At 57.0% G+C, this 15,135-nt stretch carries 12 protein-coding genes; 9 read left to right on the top strand and 3 right to left on the bottom strand.

The features are described from left to right. Nucleotides 1–12: 12 nt before the first annotated feature. The 6 genes from GRAN_RS02205 to GRAN_RS02180 all read left to right on the top strand — a co-directional run bounded on the left by GRAN_RS02205 (nucleotide 13) and on the right by GRAN_RS02180 (nucleotide 5,528). The gene (locus tag GRAN_RS02205) at nucleotides 13–1,524 is read left to right on the top strand and encodes an efflux transporter outer membrane subunit (protein WP_128911379.1); all 1,512 of its coding nucleotides are present in this window, start codon (nucleotides 13–15) and stop codon (nucleotides 1,522–1,524) included. After that, complete coding sequence (locus GRAN_RS02200; protein WP_128911378.1) at nucleotides 1,521–2,060, top strand: rhodanese-like domain-containing protein; 540 nt, start codon at nucleotides 1,521–1,523, stop codon at nucleotides 2,058–2,060. Before GRAN_RS02205 ends, GRAN_RS02200 begins: the two co-directional genes overlap by 4 nt. 15 nt (nucleotides 2,061–2,075) lie before the next feature. Then, entirely contained in the window at nucleotides 2,076–2,570 is a 495-nt protein-coding gene (locus tag GRAN_RS26885) for a TetR/AcrR family transcriptional regulator (RefSeq protein ID WP_128911377.1), read from the top strand. Between the two features lie 156 nt (nucleotides 2,571–2,726). Next, entirely contained in the window at nucleotides 2,727–3,824 is a 1,098-nt protein-coding gene (locus tag GRAN_RS02190) for a serine hydrolase domain-containing protein (protein ID WP_161570804.1), read from the top strand. 112 nt (nucleotides 3,825–3,936) lie between these two features. Further along, nucleotides 3,937–4,353 carry a cupin domain-containing protein gene (locus GRAN_RS02185; RefSeq protein ID WP_161570803.1) on the top strand — a complete coding sequence of 139 codons (417 nt, stop codon included), beginning with the start codon at nucleotides 3,937–3,939 and terminating at the stop codon, nucleotides 4,351–4,353. Nucleotides 4,354–4,568: 215 nt separating this feature from the next. Then, nucleotides 4,569–5,528 carry an alpha/beta fold hydrolase gene (locus tag GRAN_RS02180; RefSeq protein ID WP_128911374.1) on the top strand — a complete coding sequence of 320 codons (960 nt, stop codon included), beginning with the start codon at nucleotides 4,569–4,571 and terminating at the stop codon, nucleotides 5,526–5,528. 48 nt (nucleotides 5,529–5,576) lie between these two features. Here the strand turns inward: GRAN_RS02180 and GRAN_RS02175 are convergent, their stop codons facing one another. After that, nucleotides 5,577–6,161, bottom strand: a complete 585-nt coding sequence (locus GRAN_RS02175) for a TetR/AcrR family transcriptional regulator (protein ID WP_161570802.1) — start codon at nucleotides 6,159–6,161, stop codon at nucleotides 5,577–5,579. Nucleotides 6,162–6,496: 335 nt separating this feature from the next. On the opposite strand from GRAN_RS02175, the gene GRAN_RS02170 reads away from it, so the two are divergent. Genes GRAN_RS02170 through GRAN_RS02160 form a run of 3 tightly spaced genes read left to right on the top strand, consistent with a single transcriptional unit; the run spans nucleotide 6,497 to nucleotide 12,198 of the window. After that, nucleotides 6,497–7,576, top strand: a complete 1,080-nt coding sequence (locus tag GRAN_RS02170) for an efflux RND transporter periplasmic adaptor subunit (protein ID WP_241654287.1) — start codon at nucleotides 6,497–6,499, stop codon at nucleotides 7,574–7,576. A gap of 10 nt (nucleotides 7,577–7,586) precedes the next feature. Beyond that, complete coding sequence (locus GRAN_RS02165) at nucleotides 7,587–10,772, top strand: efflux RND transporter permease subunit (protein WP_128911371.1); 3,186 nt, start codon at nucleotides 7,587–7,589, stop codon at nucleotides 10,770–10,772. Next, nucleotides 10,759–12,198: an efflux transporter outer membrane subunit gene (locus tag GRAN_RS02160; protein ID WP_128911370.1), complete on the top strand. Its 1,440-nt coding sequence runs from the start codon at nucleotides 10,759–10,761 to the stop codon at nucleotides 12,196–12,198. The genes GRAN_RS02165 and GRAN_RS02160 overlap by 14 nt, the downstream gene beginning before the upstream one ends. 231 nt (nucleotides 12,199–12,429) lie before the next feature. On the opposite strand, the gene GRAN_RS02155 is transcribed toward GRAN_RS02160, so the two are convergent. Continuing rightward, a complete protein-coding gene (locus tag GRAN_RS02155; protein WP_128911369.1) occupies nucleotides 12,430–14,052 on the bottom strand; it encodes a HAMP domain-containing methyl-accepting chemotaxis protein in 1,623 nt (540 codons plus the stop codon). 84 nt (nucleotides 14,053–14,136) lie between these two features. Next, on the bottom strand, nucleotides 14,137–14,994 hold the full coding sequence (locus GRAN_RS02150; protein WP_161570801.1) for a transporter: 858 nt from the start codon (nucleotides 14,992–14,994) through the stop codon (nucleotides 14,137–14,139). Nucleotides 14,995–15,135 lie beyond the last annotated feature (141 nt).

The raw sequence follows: 15,135 nt of genomic DNA, 5'->3' as shown, positions 1-15,135 counted from the left end.
TATTCACTAACTATGACCCGGTGCAATCCTTCTCGGCAACTCGAAATCCAGTTACGCTACGGCAATGCCATCGATCCGTCGAACCTGGCAAAGTGGAATGTTGTTTTCCGGCTAGGAGTAGTCCTCTCTCTTGCGGGGATAAGTGGCTGCCGAGTCGGACCGAACTACCAGAAGCCGTCGGTACAGTTGCAGCCGTTCCATAACGCCCCTGCGATTGAGGCACGGACGGACGCGCTGCCTGCTCCTGCGCTTGACCGGTGGTGGGATGGATTTCAAGATCCAAAGCTGACCGAAGTCGTCGAGAGGGCGCTGCGCGAAAACCTCGACCTGGCTGCGGCGATGACAAGGGTTCAACAAGCGCGCGCGGTCGCGAAAGAAGCGGGCGCACGGCGTCTCCCCGCTGGCACCGCGTACGGCTCGACAACCTCTCTTTCGCAATCCACGGAAAGCCAGGTCGGTCGTCTTTCGCCGATCATTCCGGGTTACGACCGCGACCAAAATTACTATGACCTTGGCGTTTCCGCCAGCTGGGAGACAGATATCTTCGGCAGTCTGCGGAGGGGATCCGAGGCTGCGACCGCCGAGGCCCAGGCAGCCGAGGCCCTTCGCACCGGCACGCGTATTTCGGTGGCTGCGGAAGCGGCGGACGCCTATCTCCAAATTAGAGGTGCCCAGGCTCGGTTGAGCTTCTCTCATGAGCAAATCGACACTGACCGACACCTCGTTGATCTTGTTCGGCAGCGGCGAGAAGCGGGCGTTGCTTCCGATCGGGAGCTCGCGCAGGCTGAGGCTCTGCTCTCTGGTGCGACGGCTACCATCCCGCTACTCGAGACGGTGCTGGAGGCACAACTCAACCGTCTTGACGTCCTCATGGGGGCACAACCCGGCACGTATGCCGCGGAACTGAAAATCCAGGCGGACATCCCGGTCATTCCGAATATCCCTAACGCGGGGGCACCGATGGATCTGCTCCGCCGGCGTCCGGACATCATCGCCGCGGAGCGAGAAGTGGCTGCGTCCAATGCACGCATCGGTCAGGCGCTCGCCGAGTACTACCCGAAGTTGTCGCTCTCCGGCATTGTTGGCTCGCAGGCGTTAGCTCCCGCGCACCTTTTTGAGCAGCAGGGTTTTCAGCCAATCGGAGTCGCCGGCCTGCGTTGGAGGCTGTTTGATTTCGGGAGAGTTGACGCTGAAGTAAAGCAGGCACGAGGGGTGAATGCAGAAGCATTGGTGCGTTACCGAAGCTCTGTCCTACACGCAGCGGAAGATGTGGAAGATGCGTTTAGCTTGCTTGTCCAATCGGAAAGGCGCAGAACGGAGCTACTTCGAGAGATCGCGCAGTTGCAACGGGTTCGTGATCGATCCCAGGAATCGTACAACGCCGGTGTCATCGGGCTTACAGATGTGCTGGACGCTGACCGGCAACTACTGGTTGCCAAGGATGACCTGGCGGTAAGCCGAGAGGACGCCGCGCGTGCCGCAGTTGGGTCGTTCCGTGCTCTTGGCGGTGGCTGGCAACCATGATGGAGTGGTTTGCCGAGGCATCGCACGTCGGAAAGTGGTGGCCGAGTTCGGTACTCGCGGATTCGGGAAGGATAAATATGCTCGTGCCATTGCTTATTGCGTTTGCCGCTTTGTTCGTCGTGTTTGCAGCGCTGCGTGGGAGACGGCGAGCAGATCGGCGCAGGGAAATGATGCAGCATTTCATCAGCGCGGAAGCTCTTCACCAGCTCCTTTCGATGTCTGACAAGCCTACCGTCCTCGATATCCGGGTGCCGCTCGACTTCCTGGCCCACACGGAAATGATCCCGGGTGCGACCAGGATCGCTCCAAACGAGATGATCGCTAACCCGAAGATGATTTCGAAAAAGATCGAATACGTTCTCTACTGCACGTGTCCTGGAGAAGCGAGCAGTGAGGCAGTCCTATCCGCGGCACTGAGGATGGGGTTCTACAAAGTGAAGATGTTGACAGGCGGAATCGAGGCGTGGAAACAAAAGGGATTTCCCGTGGAACCGTATAACCGCCCCTTTCACCTGGATGCTCAGAGAAAAAGCTAATGACTATCTACCGAGGTGTCTAAAGTGAGATCGCGACCGCTCAATGTCCTCGAGGGTTCAATCGTTCCATCGCTGCCTGGCGAGCGGAATGGTCCGGGGAGCCGCAAAAGGCAGCAACAGCGTAGTGCACGGACTCGAGATCAACTATTGCGAGCCGCAGAGAGGGTCTTTGTCCGGGATGGTTACGAGAAGGCCGCCCTAGAGGAAATCGCGAGGGTGGCTGGCAAGAGCAGAGGTGCCATCTACTCTCACTTCAAGGACAAGGAAGACCTCTTCCTGAGCCTAATCGCGGAGTGTGCCACTTTGCATGAACCCCATATTCGCGAGTTAGTGGCCGAGATGAATAGGGGCGAGGGCGTTTCGCCGTCCTTGCACCAAATGCATCGGTCACATCGTCGACAACTCCGACTTGGTCATCCTTCTGATGGAGTTTCAGCTTTACTCCGTTCGCCACCCGGAGATTCAGAATCGTCTGACCGACGTGTCGATGCTCGGTCAGGGCACACGTAAAACAAGTGACGAAGCGTACTCAGCTTAGATAAGAAAAAGACTCAGGAGTGATAACGCGAGCGCTTGCTTGCAAGCGCTATTGGGAGGTCCGGAATGGATCCAAGAAAATCGAGTTGCTTCCGATGTATACGAAGGCCGCTGTCCGCGAGAACTCATATGCTGGCCGTCTTGCTAGCCGCGTCATGCTCCCTCTTTGCAGACAAAGCCATTGCCGAGACTCAAGGCCAACGTGCGGATTCCATCTTGCGGCGGGAGATGAAGGAACGAAATATACCGGGGATGCAGGTGGTCGTTGTCCTCAAAGGAAAAGTGATCTTCTCCCGTTCCTATGGTGTGGCGAATCTACAGACCCCTGTGCCGGTCACTTCGAAGACGCTGTTCTCCATCAACTCCATTACCAAGGCGTTCACCGGAGTTGCGGCCATCGAGGAAGTAGAAAAGGGCCGGCTGAATCTTTCACTTCCAATCTCTACTTACCTGCCCGACCTCCCAGCCGATTGGGGAAGAGTGACCACGTTCCAGCTATTCGGTCAGATATCTGGATTGCCTGACATTTGGGCATACAACGATAGCGAGTCCAGGGGCGGCATCGAAGACGAGAAAGCAGCCTGGGCATGGTCGTTGTCTCAGCCGGTCTCGATCCCAGGTGAAAAAGAGAAATACTGCCAGACGAACCTGCGATTGGTGCAGCTGATTATCAACAAGCTGGAAGGACGTCACGCCGACGCATCGCTGATCGATGAGCAACTCAAGAAGGCCCATATGGTCGCTACCTCCTATGGCGACTCCAGAGATGTCATCAAGAACAAGTCCCAGCCGTACCAGTTCGGGAAAGATGGTGTGATCCATCATCGCTTCGAACGATTTGGACCGATGATGTATGCGAATTCGGGCTTGAACACTACGGCGAACGACATGGGACTCTGGATGCTCTCAATCCTTGGTGGCAAGCAGATGCTTGAAGGGTCTCGCGAGATCATGTGGAAGCTCGTTCCCTTGAATGATGGATCGTCGAGTTCATTTGCTCTTGGCTGGGACCGTGAAGATCGTCCGCGATACAGGTCAGTCGGAGGAGTGGGGGGAATGAGATCCGCATTCTCGCTTTATCCAAAATATGGACTTGGAGTCGTCATCCTGACAAATCTCCTGGGTGCCAATCCAGAAGAGTTTGTGGATGCGGTTGCGTCTTCCTTTGTACTCGAGATGCAGTCGACCTCTCGTCCAAAGAAGATCGTATCTATGCAGTCCAAATGATTCCTCGCACTTGGAACTTGCTAACTCGGAAATTACTTCGGTTCTAATGGAGTATGAGCAGAATCTAAATGTGTGGCCGTGTTCTAGATCGTCGTTGGGCCAAGGAGTAAGTATGTTTCAGATGCAAACACCCAACCCGCCACCGCCGCAGGCCGTGCAAGCGACCATCACTCCTGTGTCTAGGGACACAACGACGGATGCCGGTGAGCCCATTACCTATCTTTCGACACCGACTCCTGAAGTGAGCTCGGTCATCGTAGCCTTACCTCCGGGCGGAAAGACGGATTGGATGACCCACCCGGTTCCCGGTTATCTGTACATCCTGCAAGGTGAACTGACCGTAGAGTTCGCGGATGGAAAACACCTTGTCTTCAAAGCTGGTCAGGCATTCATGCAAGCCAGGACGAAGTGGCATCGCGGCATCAATACAGGTCCGGGTGAGATGCGCTTCCTGGCGGTGTTCTTCGGCGAGAAGGGCACTCCGATCATCCTGAACACACCACATGATCCGAGTAAACCAAAGCCCTAGGGAAAGACTTAGCTGTGCTCCATTCTGCACTACCTCGTCTGCGGTTATGTGGGACCTGCATGTCGAGGGTCAGCTCGATGCAACACGGCACAGACGTCCGGCGAAGGCTTGCAAGCGGCCGAGCTTGTATCGAGGATCGCGCTTCACCTTTGCCGGGCAGTATGCGGCATCGTGGTAGACACTCAATCTGCCTCAATAACCAAGGAGTCAACATAATGAAAGAACCGAAGAATATCTCTCGGCGCGGCTTCGTCGCGACGGCCACGACGACCGGTGCTGCAGCCCTTCTCACTAGAACGGCCGTCGCAAGTTCACCTTCCGCATTCGTAAAAGAGGGCAAGCCGGGAGCGGTGACAAATACGATTACGGTGCAAGACGGAACGACGATCTATTACAAAGATTGGGGTACTGGCCAGCCACTTATGTTTCACCATGGATGGCCTCTTTCGGCAGACGCCTGGGATGCACAGATGTTGTTTTTCCTCCAGCACGGGTTTCGAGTGATCGCACATGACCGGCGCGGTCATGGCCGCTCAACCCAGACGGTCACTGGCAACGACATGGACACGTACGCCGCGGATGTTGCGGCCCTGGTTGAAAAGCTCGATCTGCGTAACGTCGTTCATATCGGACACTCGACCGGCGGTGGCGAGGTGGCACGTTACGTTGCGAAGTTCGGAAAAGGGCGTGTCGCCAAGGCGGTGTTGATCGGTTCGGTGACGCCAGTAATGCTGAAGTCGGAGAAGAACCCCGGCGGCCTCCCGATTGAAGTGTTCGATCAGATCCGCGAGGGAACGGCCAACCATCGATCCCAGTTTTATCAGGACCTCCCGATGGCGTTCTACGGATTCAACCGCCCTGGTGCCGTTGTATCGCAAGGGGTACGCGACGATTGGTGGCGTCAAGGCATGATGGGCGGAATCAAGGCTCAATACGACTGCATCAGGGTCTTCTCGGAGACGGACTTCACCGAGGATCTGAAAAAGATCGATGTGCCTACGCTACTGATGCATGGGGAAGATGACCAGATCGTGCCATTCAATGATGCTGCGCCTCTCGCCGCAAAGCTGCTAAAGCACCCCACCACCAACTTTTATCCGGGCTATCCACACGGCATGGCCACGACGCACCCCGAACAGATCAACGCTGACCTGCTGGCCTTTATTCAGAGCTAACGCATCAGGGAGCGAGGGGAACTCCTCGCTCCGCCATTTCTGTCAAACTCAAACGGTCGAAGGGAGAGGCCGCTTTTTTGTGCGCTTGTGGAGTGGCGGGCTGGGCCACGCTTGAAGCGCCATCTTGCCAATGTCCATCAGTGTTTCTCTGCTGGCGCCTGCACGAGCCTTCAGCGACATCCCCCACAGAGTGGTTCTGAAGAAGTCGACAAGCAATGCAAGATCAGTCGCGGGTGCGATCTCCCCACTCTGAACGCCCTCCTCCAGTCGCTTTAGCAAAACCGTGTCGGAAAGATCTCTTAGGCGATCCAGTTCCTTTTGCAGATGTTCGTATTTTGGCGAACAGGTAGGAAGAGCGAGGCATAGCATGCATCCGCTGGGCTGGTCCTTGCGTGTTCGCTCAATGGCAGTCACCCGAAACAGATTTTCGACACCCTCTCTCGCTGTCTTGCCGGCGAGGACGGCAGCGTCATAAACGCTGCCTCGACCGTTCTGGTAGTACTCGACGGCTTCGAGGAATAGCGTCTCTTTATCACCAAAGGACGAATACAGGCTTGAGGTCCGAATATCCATCGCTGACGCGAGATCGTCGACCGACGTCTGCTCGAAACCCCGGTTCCAAAACAACATCATGGCCGCTTCTAATGCGGTGTCTCTGTCGAAAGCTTTTGGACGTCCCCGTGGAGTCATCATCGTGTCCCTTCTCCTATTGGAGCATACGTTCCAAAAAAAGTTGCGCCTTCTCGAATCCCGAGCATCTCCTCAGCCATCTATTTGGCACGATCGTTCTAAAAATAAGAGACGCGTCTGTCCGAACGGGATAGATGAGGCACGATCTGGAGGGAAACATGGGTGTCGTTCTTAGGCGAGGGGTGTCTCTCTCACGCGCGGGTTGGTGGCTGATTTTGCTGGTAGCACTTTCCACCGCTATTACCGGCTGCAGGCAAGCTCCTGAAGCGAAGCCCAAAATGGCTGCTGCTCCCGTCGATGCAGCCACGGTGATCACAAGAGACATTCGCGTCTCCGATGAATTCAATGGCCGTGTGTGGCCCACGAATTCAGTAGACATCCGCCCGCGCGTCACAGGTTACATCGACCGTATTGCCTTTCGCGAAGGTCAGATGGTCCACAAAGGCGATCTGCTCTACGTCATCGACCCGCGTCCCTACCAGGATGCCGCAGACAACGCCAAAGCCGGGCTTGATCGCGAACACGCTGCTGCGGACTTCGCAAAGATCCAGGAAGAACGCACACAACGGCTGAAGCAGTCGGATGCGGTCTCCCAGGAAGAGCTACAAAATAGGGGCTCGGATCTGCTCCAGAGCGGAGCGCGCGTCAAAGGTGCGGAGGCGGCGCTGGCATCTGCTGAGCTGAATCTTTCCTATACCCAGGTTCGATCACCGATCGATGGGCGAATCAGCCGAACGATGCTGACGCTGGGGAACCTTGCGCAAGCGGACCAGACGGTTCTAACGACGATCGTCTCGGTGAACCCGGTATGGGTTTACTTCGACTGTGATGAACAGAGTTATCTGCGCTTTCAGCAGAGTTCGCATCATGGGAGCGGCGTCGGATCAGAGAATCCGGTTCGCGTCTCCCTGGCTAATGAGCAGAACTTCCCGCACGCGGGCCATATCGATTTCGTCGATAACCAGCTGAATCCGGCCACCGGCACGATTCGGTTGCGCGTCGTGCTCCCGAATCCGGACCAGACGCTCACGCCCGGTCTCTTTGCACGTGTTCAGTTGCAAAGCGCGGCTCCCGCACAGGCAATTCTGATCGACGACAAGGCTGTCCTCACGGATCAGGATCGCAAGTATGTCTATGTCGTCGGGCCGGGGAATGTAGCGCAACGGAAAGACATCGCCCTGGGCGGTCTAAGCGATGGACTTCGCATCGTGAAAGCGGGCCTCACACCTCAGGATCGCGTCGTGGTGGGAGGACTCCAGTTGATCTATTTCCCCGGAGCTCCGATCACTCCGAAAGAGGCCAGCATGCAAGCCTCGACCGGCGATCTCAACACGATCGCCTCATCGGGAAAGAAATAGGGGGACGTCCATGAACATCTCTAAGTTCTTCATCGAACGCCCAATCTTCGCCATCGTCCTTTCGATCATCATCTTCTGCCTTGGGCTCATCGCGATTCCAATCCTTCCTTCAGGGCAGTACCCCGAAGTTGTTCCGCCCAGCGTAGTGGTTCGCACGAACTACCCAGGCGCGAACCCCAAAGCCATTGCCGAGACCGTAGCGGAGCCGCTTGAAGAGGCGATCAATGGTGTGGAAGGCATCATGTACATGAAGTCTGTCGCCGGTTCGGATGGCAGCATTCAAGTAGTAGTTACCTTCCGTCCAGGTGTCGATCCCGACACTGCGGCTGTCCGTGTACAGAACCGTGTCAGCCAGGCCTTGTCTCGTCTGCCGGACGAGGTGCGCCAATACGGTGTGACCACACAGAAGCAATCTCCAACGCCGCTGATGTATATCGGGTTGTACTCGAAGCACGGGCAACACGATGCCCTTTATCTCCGCAACTATGGTGTCCTGCATGTGAAGGACGAACTGTCGCGGCTGACCGGTATTGGCGACGTGCAGTTGACCGGCTCCGGCGATTACTCGATGCGAGTGTGGCTCGATCCAAACCGGCTGGCATCCCGCAACATCACATCGACCGATGTCGTCAACGCGATTCGCGAACAGAACGTGCAGGTATCCGCCGGACAACTTGGTGCGGAGCCATCACCGAACAAACCAGACTTCCTTACTTCGATCAATGTCCGCGGGCGTCTCACAACCCCCCAGGAGTTCAGCAACATCGTGCTGAAGTCGGGTGCGAACGGTCAGGTTGTTCACCTGTCCGATGTCGCGCGCGTAGAGCTTGGAGCCAGCGATTACACGCTCCACACTTACATCGACACGCAGGACACCGCCATCGTCGGCATCTTTCTAACTCCCGGTGCAAACGCGCTTGGTGTCGCGAAAGAGGTCCATGCCCGGCTCGAGGAGTTGTCGAAGGCATTCCCGGACGATGTTGCCTACAAAGCCGTTTGGGATCCGACGGAGTTCATTCGGGACTCCATCGATGCAGTGCAGCATACGTTGATCGAAGCGGTCGTCCTCGTCGTGATCGTGGTCATCATCTTCCTGCAGACCTGGAGAGCCTCAGTCATTCCGTTGATCGCCGTGCCGGTTTCTATCGTCGGAACCTTCGCATGGCTCTACGTCCTCGGATATTCGATCAACACGTTGACCCTCTTTGGCATGGTCCTGGCGATCGGCATTGTGGTGGACGATGCGATCGTCGTGGTCGAAAATGTCGAGAGATTTATCGAGCATGGTCTCAGCCCCCGCGCGGCTGCGCATGCGGCTATGAAGGAGGTCTCAGGGCCCATCGTTGCCATCGCTCTCGTGCTCTGCGCCGTCTTCGTTCCGATGGCTTTCCTTACCGGCATTACGGGACAGTTCTACAAACAGTTCGCCGTAACTATTGCTATCTCAACGATCATCTCCGCGATCAATTCACTTACTCTCTCGCCTGCTCTTGCAGCGAAGCTATTGCATGCGCCCGGTGCAAAGAAGGATTGGCTCGCACGCGGGATCGATGGGGCGCTTGGCTGGTTCTTTCGTCCGTTCAACCGTCTTTTCAAGAGAAGCTCCGAGGCTTACCAGGGTGCTGTGGGACAGAGCTTCCGTTTTCGCGGCGGCGTCTTTCTTCTCTACTTCGTGCTGATCGGATCGATCTATGTCCTCTTCAACCATGTACCCGGGGGCTTCATCCCAACCCAGGACGAACTCTATCTATTCGGAGGAGCAAAACTTCCGGAGGGCGCATCGCTGGCTCGCACGGATGACGTGGTGCGGCAGATGGTGCGAACAGCGCATGAAATTGATGGCGTCAAGATGTTGCCCGCCTTATCCGGTTACAACGCTCTGCAACTCGCGAATACTCCAAACCTCGCGACCTCCTACATCATCCTGGATGGTTTCAAGGAGCGCCACAAGACAGCCGAGCAGATCCTTGCCGAGCTGAACCAGAAGTTCTCGCACATTCATGGCGCGATTGCCTACGCACTGATGCCCCCACCGATCCAGGGGCTTGGCAACGGCTCAGGGTATTCGCTCTATATCGAGGATCGCGCAGGACTCGGATACGGTGCCCTGCAGAATGGTCTGGCGGCATTCCAGGCTACCGTTGCGCAGACTCCCGGCATGACCTATCCGGTGTCTTCCTATCAATCCAATATTCCTCAGCTCGAAGTCGAGGTGGATCGCGAGAAAGCGAAGGCGCAGGGCATTTCACTGACCGACCTCTTCGACGCGCTTCAGACCTATCTCGGCTCTGTCTATGTCAACGACTTCAATAGCTTCGGTCGCGTCTATCGAGTGATGGTGCAGGCGGATGCTCAATACCGCCAACACCCCGAAGACATCACGAATCTTCGGGTTCGGAATAGCGCCGGGGAGATGGTGCCGATTGGATCGATCGCAACCATTACGCAAACATTCGGCCCCGATCCGGTCATGCGCTACAACGGCTATCCCGCTGCCGACTTGATTGGCGACGCAGACCCCCGTGTCCTGTCCTCTGGCCAGGTTATCGAAAAGCTCAATGAGATAGCGAAGAAGACACTTCCGCCAGGCATGGTCCTGGAATACACGGACCTGACCTATCAACAAGCCACACAGAACCACTCTGCGGCGATTGTGTTTCCCTTGGCGATCCTATTGGTGTTTCTTGTTCTTGCCTCACTCTACGAGAGCTGGTCTCTTCCTCTCGCAGTAATCCTCATCGTCCCCGTCTGCATCTTCGCGGCACTCTTCGGCGTGTGGCTTACTGGCGGAGATAACAACATCTTCGTACAGGCCGGCCTCGTCGTCCTGATGGGACTTGCATGCAAGAACGCAATCCTGATCGTGGAATTTGCACGCGAGCTTGAGATGCATGGCAAGAGCACGGTTGATGCGGCTCTGGAGGCGTGCCACCTGCGTCTCCGTCCCATCATCATGACTTCCATTGCCTTCATCGCAGGATCTGTGCCTCTGCTCTTCAGCCATGGTGCCGGCAGTGAGGTCCGAAAGGTGACGGGGATCACGGTGTTCTCCGGGATGCTTGGCGTCACGCTGTTCGGACTCTTTCTGACACCGGTCTTCTACGTCGTGCTGCGGAAGTTGAGCGGAGCAACACTCCATGGCCACAACACAGAAAGCTTCGAGGAAGAGATGGAGATCAGCCATGCGGAAATCTAACGTCCTGTTTGCAACCATCGTGGTCTTAGGTACCGTTGGCTGCTCAGTCGGTCCTCGCTACAAGCGGCCAGACGTCCCTCTACCAACTCAATTCGCGGCCCCGGCAACGAACGACGCGACCGATGCGAAGGCGGAACCAGTTGACCCGGAGTTCTGGCATAGTTTTCACGACCCCGAACTCACGGGCCTCGTGGAGCGGTCGCTGTCCGCCAACAACGATCTACGTACCGCCCTGGCGCATTACGACGCAGCTGCAGTTCTATGGCGCCTGAGCAAATTCGACAAGTATCCAACGGTGACTGCGAGCGAAGACACGGGACGGCAGAAGCTTGCCGCCAACCAGGCGTTCGGATATCCGCGCAACAATCGCTACTCCACCTCGACGATCAATGCGAGTTGGGAACTCGATTTCTATGGGCGGGTTCGCCACAACGTGGAGGCGCAGCATCAACAGCTTCTCGCGACGGGCAATGATCTCGCGGCCATGCAGGTAGCCATCGTGGGCGAGGTGGCATCGACGTACATCGACCTTCGCGGGCAGCAGGAACGTCTTCGGGTCGCGCGGCAGAATGCGGATAACGAGCAGCGAACCGTGAGGTTGGTCGAGGCAACCTACACTGCCGGTCGAGGCACTCAGTTCGACACGGCTCGAGCGCGTGCTCTGTATGAAAGCACCACTGCGCGAATTCCCGCACTTCAATCCGCGATCACCTTGGATGCACATCGGCTCGCAGTGCTGTGCGGCCAGCTACCTGATGCGCTCGTTGAGGAACTAGCCATTCAGAAGGCTCTTCCGGATCTTCCCGAAAACATCAATCCCGGAACACCAGCGGACCTCGTTCGCCGTCGCCCCGATATCAGCGCGTCAGAGCAGCGTCTCCATGCAGCAACCGAACAGATAGGCATCAACACCGCCGATCTCTTCCCGAGGGTCAACTTCAGCGGTCTTCTTGGATTGATGGAGTACCACGCGGACTCGCCCTTTGATGGTGTCAGCCCCGCAAACCTGGCCGCACTCAACATCGACTGGTCCTTCCTGGACCGTGGGAGAGTGAAGGCACGCATTGCAGCGAGCCGCGCAGATGGAAACGCCCAACTCACGCAGTATCAGCAAACGGTCCTATTGGCACTTGAGGACGTCGATAACGCGCTCGTAAGGTACGCGCGTTCGCGTGAGGAAGATGCTGCCCTCCGGCAGGCTGCTGTCGACAGCAAGCGAGCCGCTGATCTGGCGAACGTTCGTTTTAGGGAAGGTGCGACCGGACTCCTCGATCTATTGGAAGCTGAACGTGTTCAGCTTCAGGATGAAGACGCTTATGCAACCAGCCATCTCGCCAGCGCAGCCGATGCTGTCGGCCTGTACAAGTCCCTCGCCGGAGGATGGCCGCAGCGTCCGCCGCAAGCATTTGCATCTGGAAAGCATTGAGGTCGTGCGCATCTATCGATGAGTTGCCGTTGATCAGTCCCACAGCCTTTCCCACGACGAAGGCAGCTTCGTGATTCCCAGGTCGAGAGGATAGGGAAGAAGCGTCCTCCCATACCTCGGACGTCCACACAACGACCCGGAACCTTGGAATCGGCAGCAAATGAGCCGCACGGATTGCAAGTTGGCACCGCCAGCATGAGCACACGAGCAGCTCAAGCCGCAATGACGACCTCAGAAGCTACTGAAGCTTTCTTCCAACGGAAGGGGATCAGAAGACGAGATTCCTGGAGTTGGCCTGGTCGCGTGCAGCTTACTGGAGAGCTTTCCAGTGGTGGCAGGCCTCCGCTTTACCGGTGGGTACGTCTTGGGACGGGACACGCGCATCGCGGACGATGTCTTCCCCGAAAGCATTGCGGGAGCGCTTCCGCCATCGACCAGCGCCTGTAGCCGGTGGACAACATCCTGCATCGACTCCGCCTGCGCGGTCAACTGCTCCGCGGCGGCAGCGCTCTCCTCCGAGTTCGCCGCTGTCGTCTGCGTCACCTGCTCCATCTGAGAGATCGAGCCGCTGATTTGATCGATACCCCGCGCCTGCTCCTGGCTGCCCAGGTTGATCTCATCGACCAGGATCTTCATCTGCTGCGACTCCGACGTCAGTGACCGTATCGAGCTCGCCACCCGATCCACATTCACCTTGCCACCGTCGGACTTCAGAATCGACTCCTCGATCAGGCTTGCCGTATCCTTTGCCGCCTGTGCCGCCCGCTGCGCCAGCCCACGAACCTCATCGGCCACTACCGCGAACCCCATGCCTGCCTCACCTGCGCGCGCCGCTTCGACTGCTGCGTTCAGCGCAAGGATATTTGTCTGGAAGGCAATCTCGTCGATGACTTTAATGATCTTTGAAATCTTCGCGCTCGATTCGCCGATCTCGTTCATCGCGACCAACAGTTGGTCAAGCGACACGTTTGTGGATGTGAAATTGTCCTGTGTCTTTTCCACCATCTCTGCCGTGTCTTTGGAATTGCTCGTATTTCGCTGAGCCATCGAGTTGATCTCGTGCATGGCCGCCGTTGTCTCCTCAATCGACGCCGCCTGCTCCGATGAGCCCTGTGCCAATGACTGGCTCGCCGCGCTCACCTGCGACGCCGCGCTCACCACCTGGTCCGCCCCCTCGCTCAACATCTGCGTGGACTCGCGTAGCACTTGGTTGGTGCTGTTGATCATGTACCAGGAAACCAGCACCCCCGCCGCCAACGCAATCAAGCTGATCACGATGGCCATCCACAACGAGTGCCCCGCCGCGTCCACGACGCTATTCGCAACCGAGTCCGTTACCCTGTCGTTATACGAGACGATCTTGTTTGTCGTGTCTTCGATGTCCTTGAACTTGGGGTTGGCCTCTTGATGGAACAACGCGACAGCGGCATCCGTCTTGCCCGCCTTGCTTATCGGATAGACCTTCTCCCACGCGGCGTAGTATTCCTCGATTGCTTTGCCTAGCGTCGCATAGTTACCGCGATCCTCGTCATTGTCATCGATCGTGAGCTTATAGCGATCGTAGTCCTGTTGCAGCTTCGCCCTGTCGGAGCGGATGTCCGACTCGATCTGGTCCATCTCGGCGGGGACGTTGCTGGCCATATGGCTCCAGTAGTCTCCGCGCAGTTGTTTCACATCGGCAAGAATCGTCAGCGATACATGGGTCGTGGGAAGCGCATTCTTTGCAAGCGTATCGATCCCTTGGCTTACCGTGCGAAAGCCGTTGACTGCCACGCCCGCCAGAAGTACCAGTAACACCATGCAGACGCCCGATGCAATCATGAAGCGCTTGCCAACTGTCATCTCGCTTTTCATCGTTCCAATCTCCTATCCATCAATGCTTTGGCCCTGGTCCCTTGTATTCGCAGGGAGTCGCCCGTCCGTGCTCTCGTGCAGTCCCTACCAGGTGCGCTCCTGCGGATGACTGAAGATGCGATACGCATTCGCGTAGGCATAGGTAAAACCAAACCCCAGACGCTTTCGCGGCGCTCCGCTGGTAACTCCCTCGTCTATTGAAACGTCCAGGATCAGGCGTTGATTCACTTGGTAATCGAATCCCACGGACGTCACCGCATACGCTGGTGCGGCGGCATTCAATGCACGAAAGCCATACCCGCCGCCAAGCAGAGAGAGCCTCTTGGAAAGAGGCACTGTCGCGAACAAAACGTAGGCATCGTTGTAGTCATGCCCTGCGGCTCCCGGACGGCCTTCCATCTGCTCGGTCACATTAAAATCGAGGTGCACCTTGGGCAGGTCTTTGCTCACCAGGAATGAGAGAAAGTGATCATATCGCCCGGTGCTCATGCCAAACAGCGGGCTCGCCGTGGGAACCTTTACGGTATAGAACAAGCCGAAGCTCGGAACACTATGGGTCTGTTGTGTCAAGCGATACCGTACACCCGCGTAGCTGTCGCTTACGCCGGAAAGAGAGCCCGAATGTGTACCGTCTCCAAAGTACAGATTCCCGGAATAGTGCAGATCCATCGAGGGTGTAAGGCCGAACTGCAGCGCCTGGACAACGTCGTCTTGGTGTAGCCCGCGGCCAACCCAGACCCGGTCCATTCCGCCCATCACTTCCATCACGCCGCACTGTGCCGTCTGCGTTGCGTTCGAGTAAGTTGGACGATCCGTGCTCACGGTCACGTTCCGGGAGAAGCAGCCCACCGTATCCGACTCCTCCTGTGCACGCCCGAGGTCGACCGAGATGACAAGAAGTGCAGCGAGCGACAAAGCTCTTATAGCGCGTAGCGAGGGCATCAGTGGAATCTCTGGGAAATAGTGTGGCAATTGGTCAAATCTGCACGGCCGTGGCTCACCTATCGGCTTGCCTGTTATCCGATTCCAACCCCAGGATTTTTGCCTGATACAACCAACGGGGCACGCCACGAGGGTGGGTAT

It is taken from the genome of Granulicella sibirica, assembly GCF_004115155.1.
GTDB lineage: Bacteria > Acidobacteriota > Terriglobia > Terriglobales > Acidobacteriaceae > Edaphobacter > Edaphobacter sibiricus.
The sequence above is the reverse complement of the archived record's forward strand: the minus strand, read 5'-3'. Positions and strand labels throughout refer to the sequence as shown.

Excerpts from the sequence above, each read along its gene's own strand:
- GRAN_RS02160 (WP_128911370.1), top strand. The coding sequence starts at position 10,759 with ATGCGGAAATCTAACGTCCTGTTTGCAACCATCGTGGTCTTAGGTACC.
- GRAN_RS02165 (WP_128911371.1), top strand. The coding sequence starts at position 7,587 with ATGAACATCTCTAAGTTCTTCATCGAACGCCCAATCTTCGCCATCGTC.
- GRAN_RS02150 (WP_161570801.1), bottom strand. The coding sequence starts at position 14,994 with ATGCCCTCGCTACGCGCTATAAGAGCTTTGTCGCTCGCTGCACTTCTT.
- GRAN_RS02205 (WP_128911379.1), top strand. The coding sequence starts at position 13 with ATGACCCGGTGCAATCCTTCTCGGCAACTCGAAATCCAGTTACGCTAC.
- GRAN_RS02170 (WP_241654287.1), top strand. The coding sequence starts at position 6,497 with ATGGCTGCTGCTCCCGTCGATGCAGCCACGGTGATCACAAGAGACATT.
- GRAN_RS02155 (WP_128911369.1), bottom strand. The coding sequence starts at position 14,052 with ATGAAAAGCGAGATGACAGTTGGCAAGCGCTTCATGATTGCATCGGGC.
- GRAN_RS02180 (WP_128911374.1), top strand. The coding sequence starts at position 4,569 with ATGAAAGAACCGAAGAATATCTCTCGGCGCGGCTTCGTCGCGACGGCC.
- GRAN_RS02185 (WP_161570803.1), top strand. The coding sequence starts at position 3,937 with ATGTTTCAGATGCAAACACCCAACCCGCCACCGCCGCAGGCCGTGCAA.
- GRAN_RS02200 (WP_128911378.1), top strand. The coding sequence starts at position 1,521 with ATGATGGAGTGGTTTGCCGAGGCATCGCACGTCGGAAAGTGGTGGCCG.
- GRAN_RS02175 (WP_161570802.1), bottom strand. The coding sequence starts at position 6,161 with ATGATGTTGTTTTGGAACCGGGGTTTCGAGCAGACGTCGGTCGACGAT.
- GRAN_RS02190 (WP_161570804.1), top strand. The coding sequence starts at position 2,727 with ATGCTGGCCGTCTTGCTAGCCGCGTCATGCTCCCTCTTTGCAGACAAA.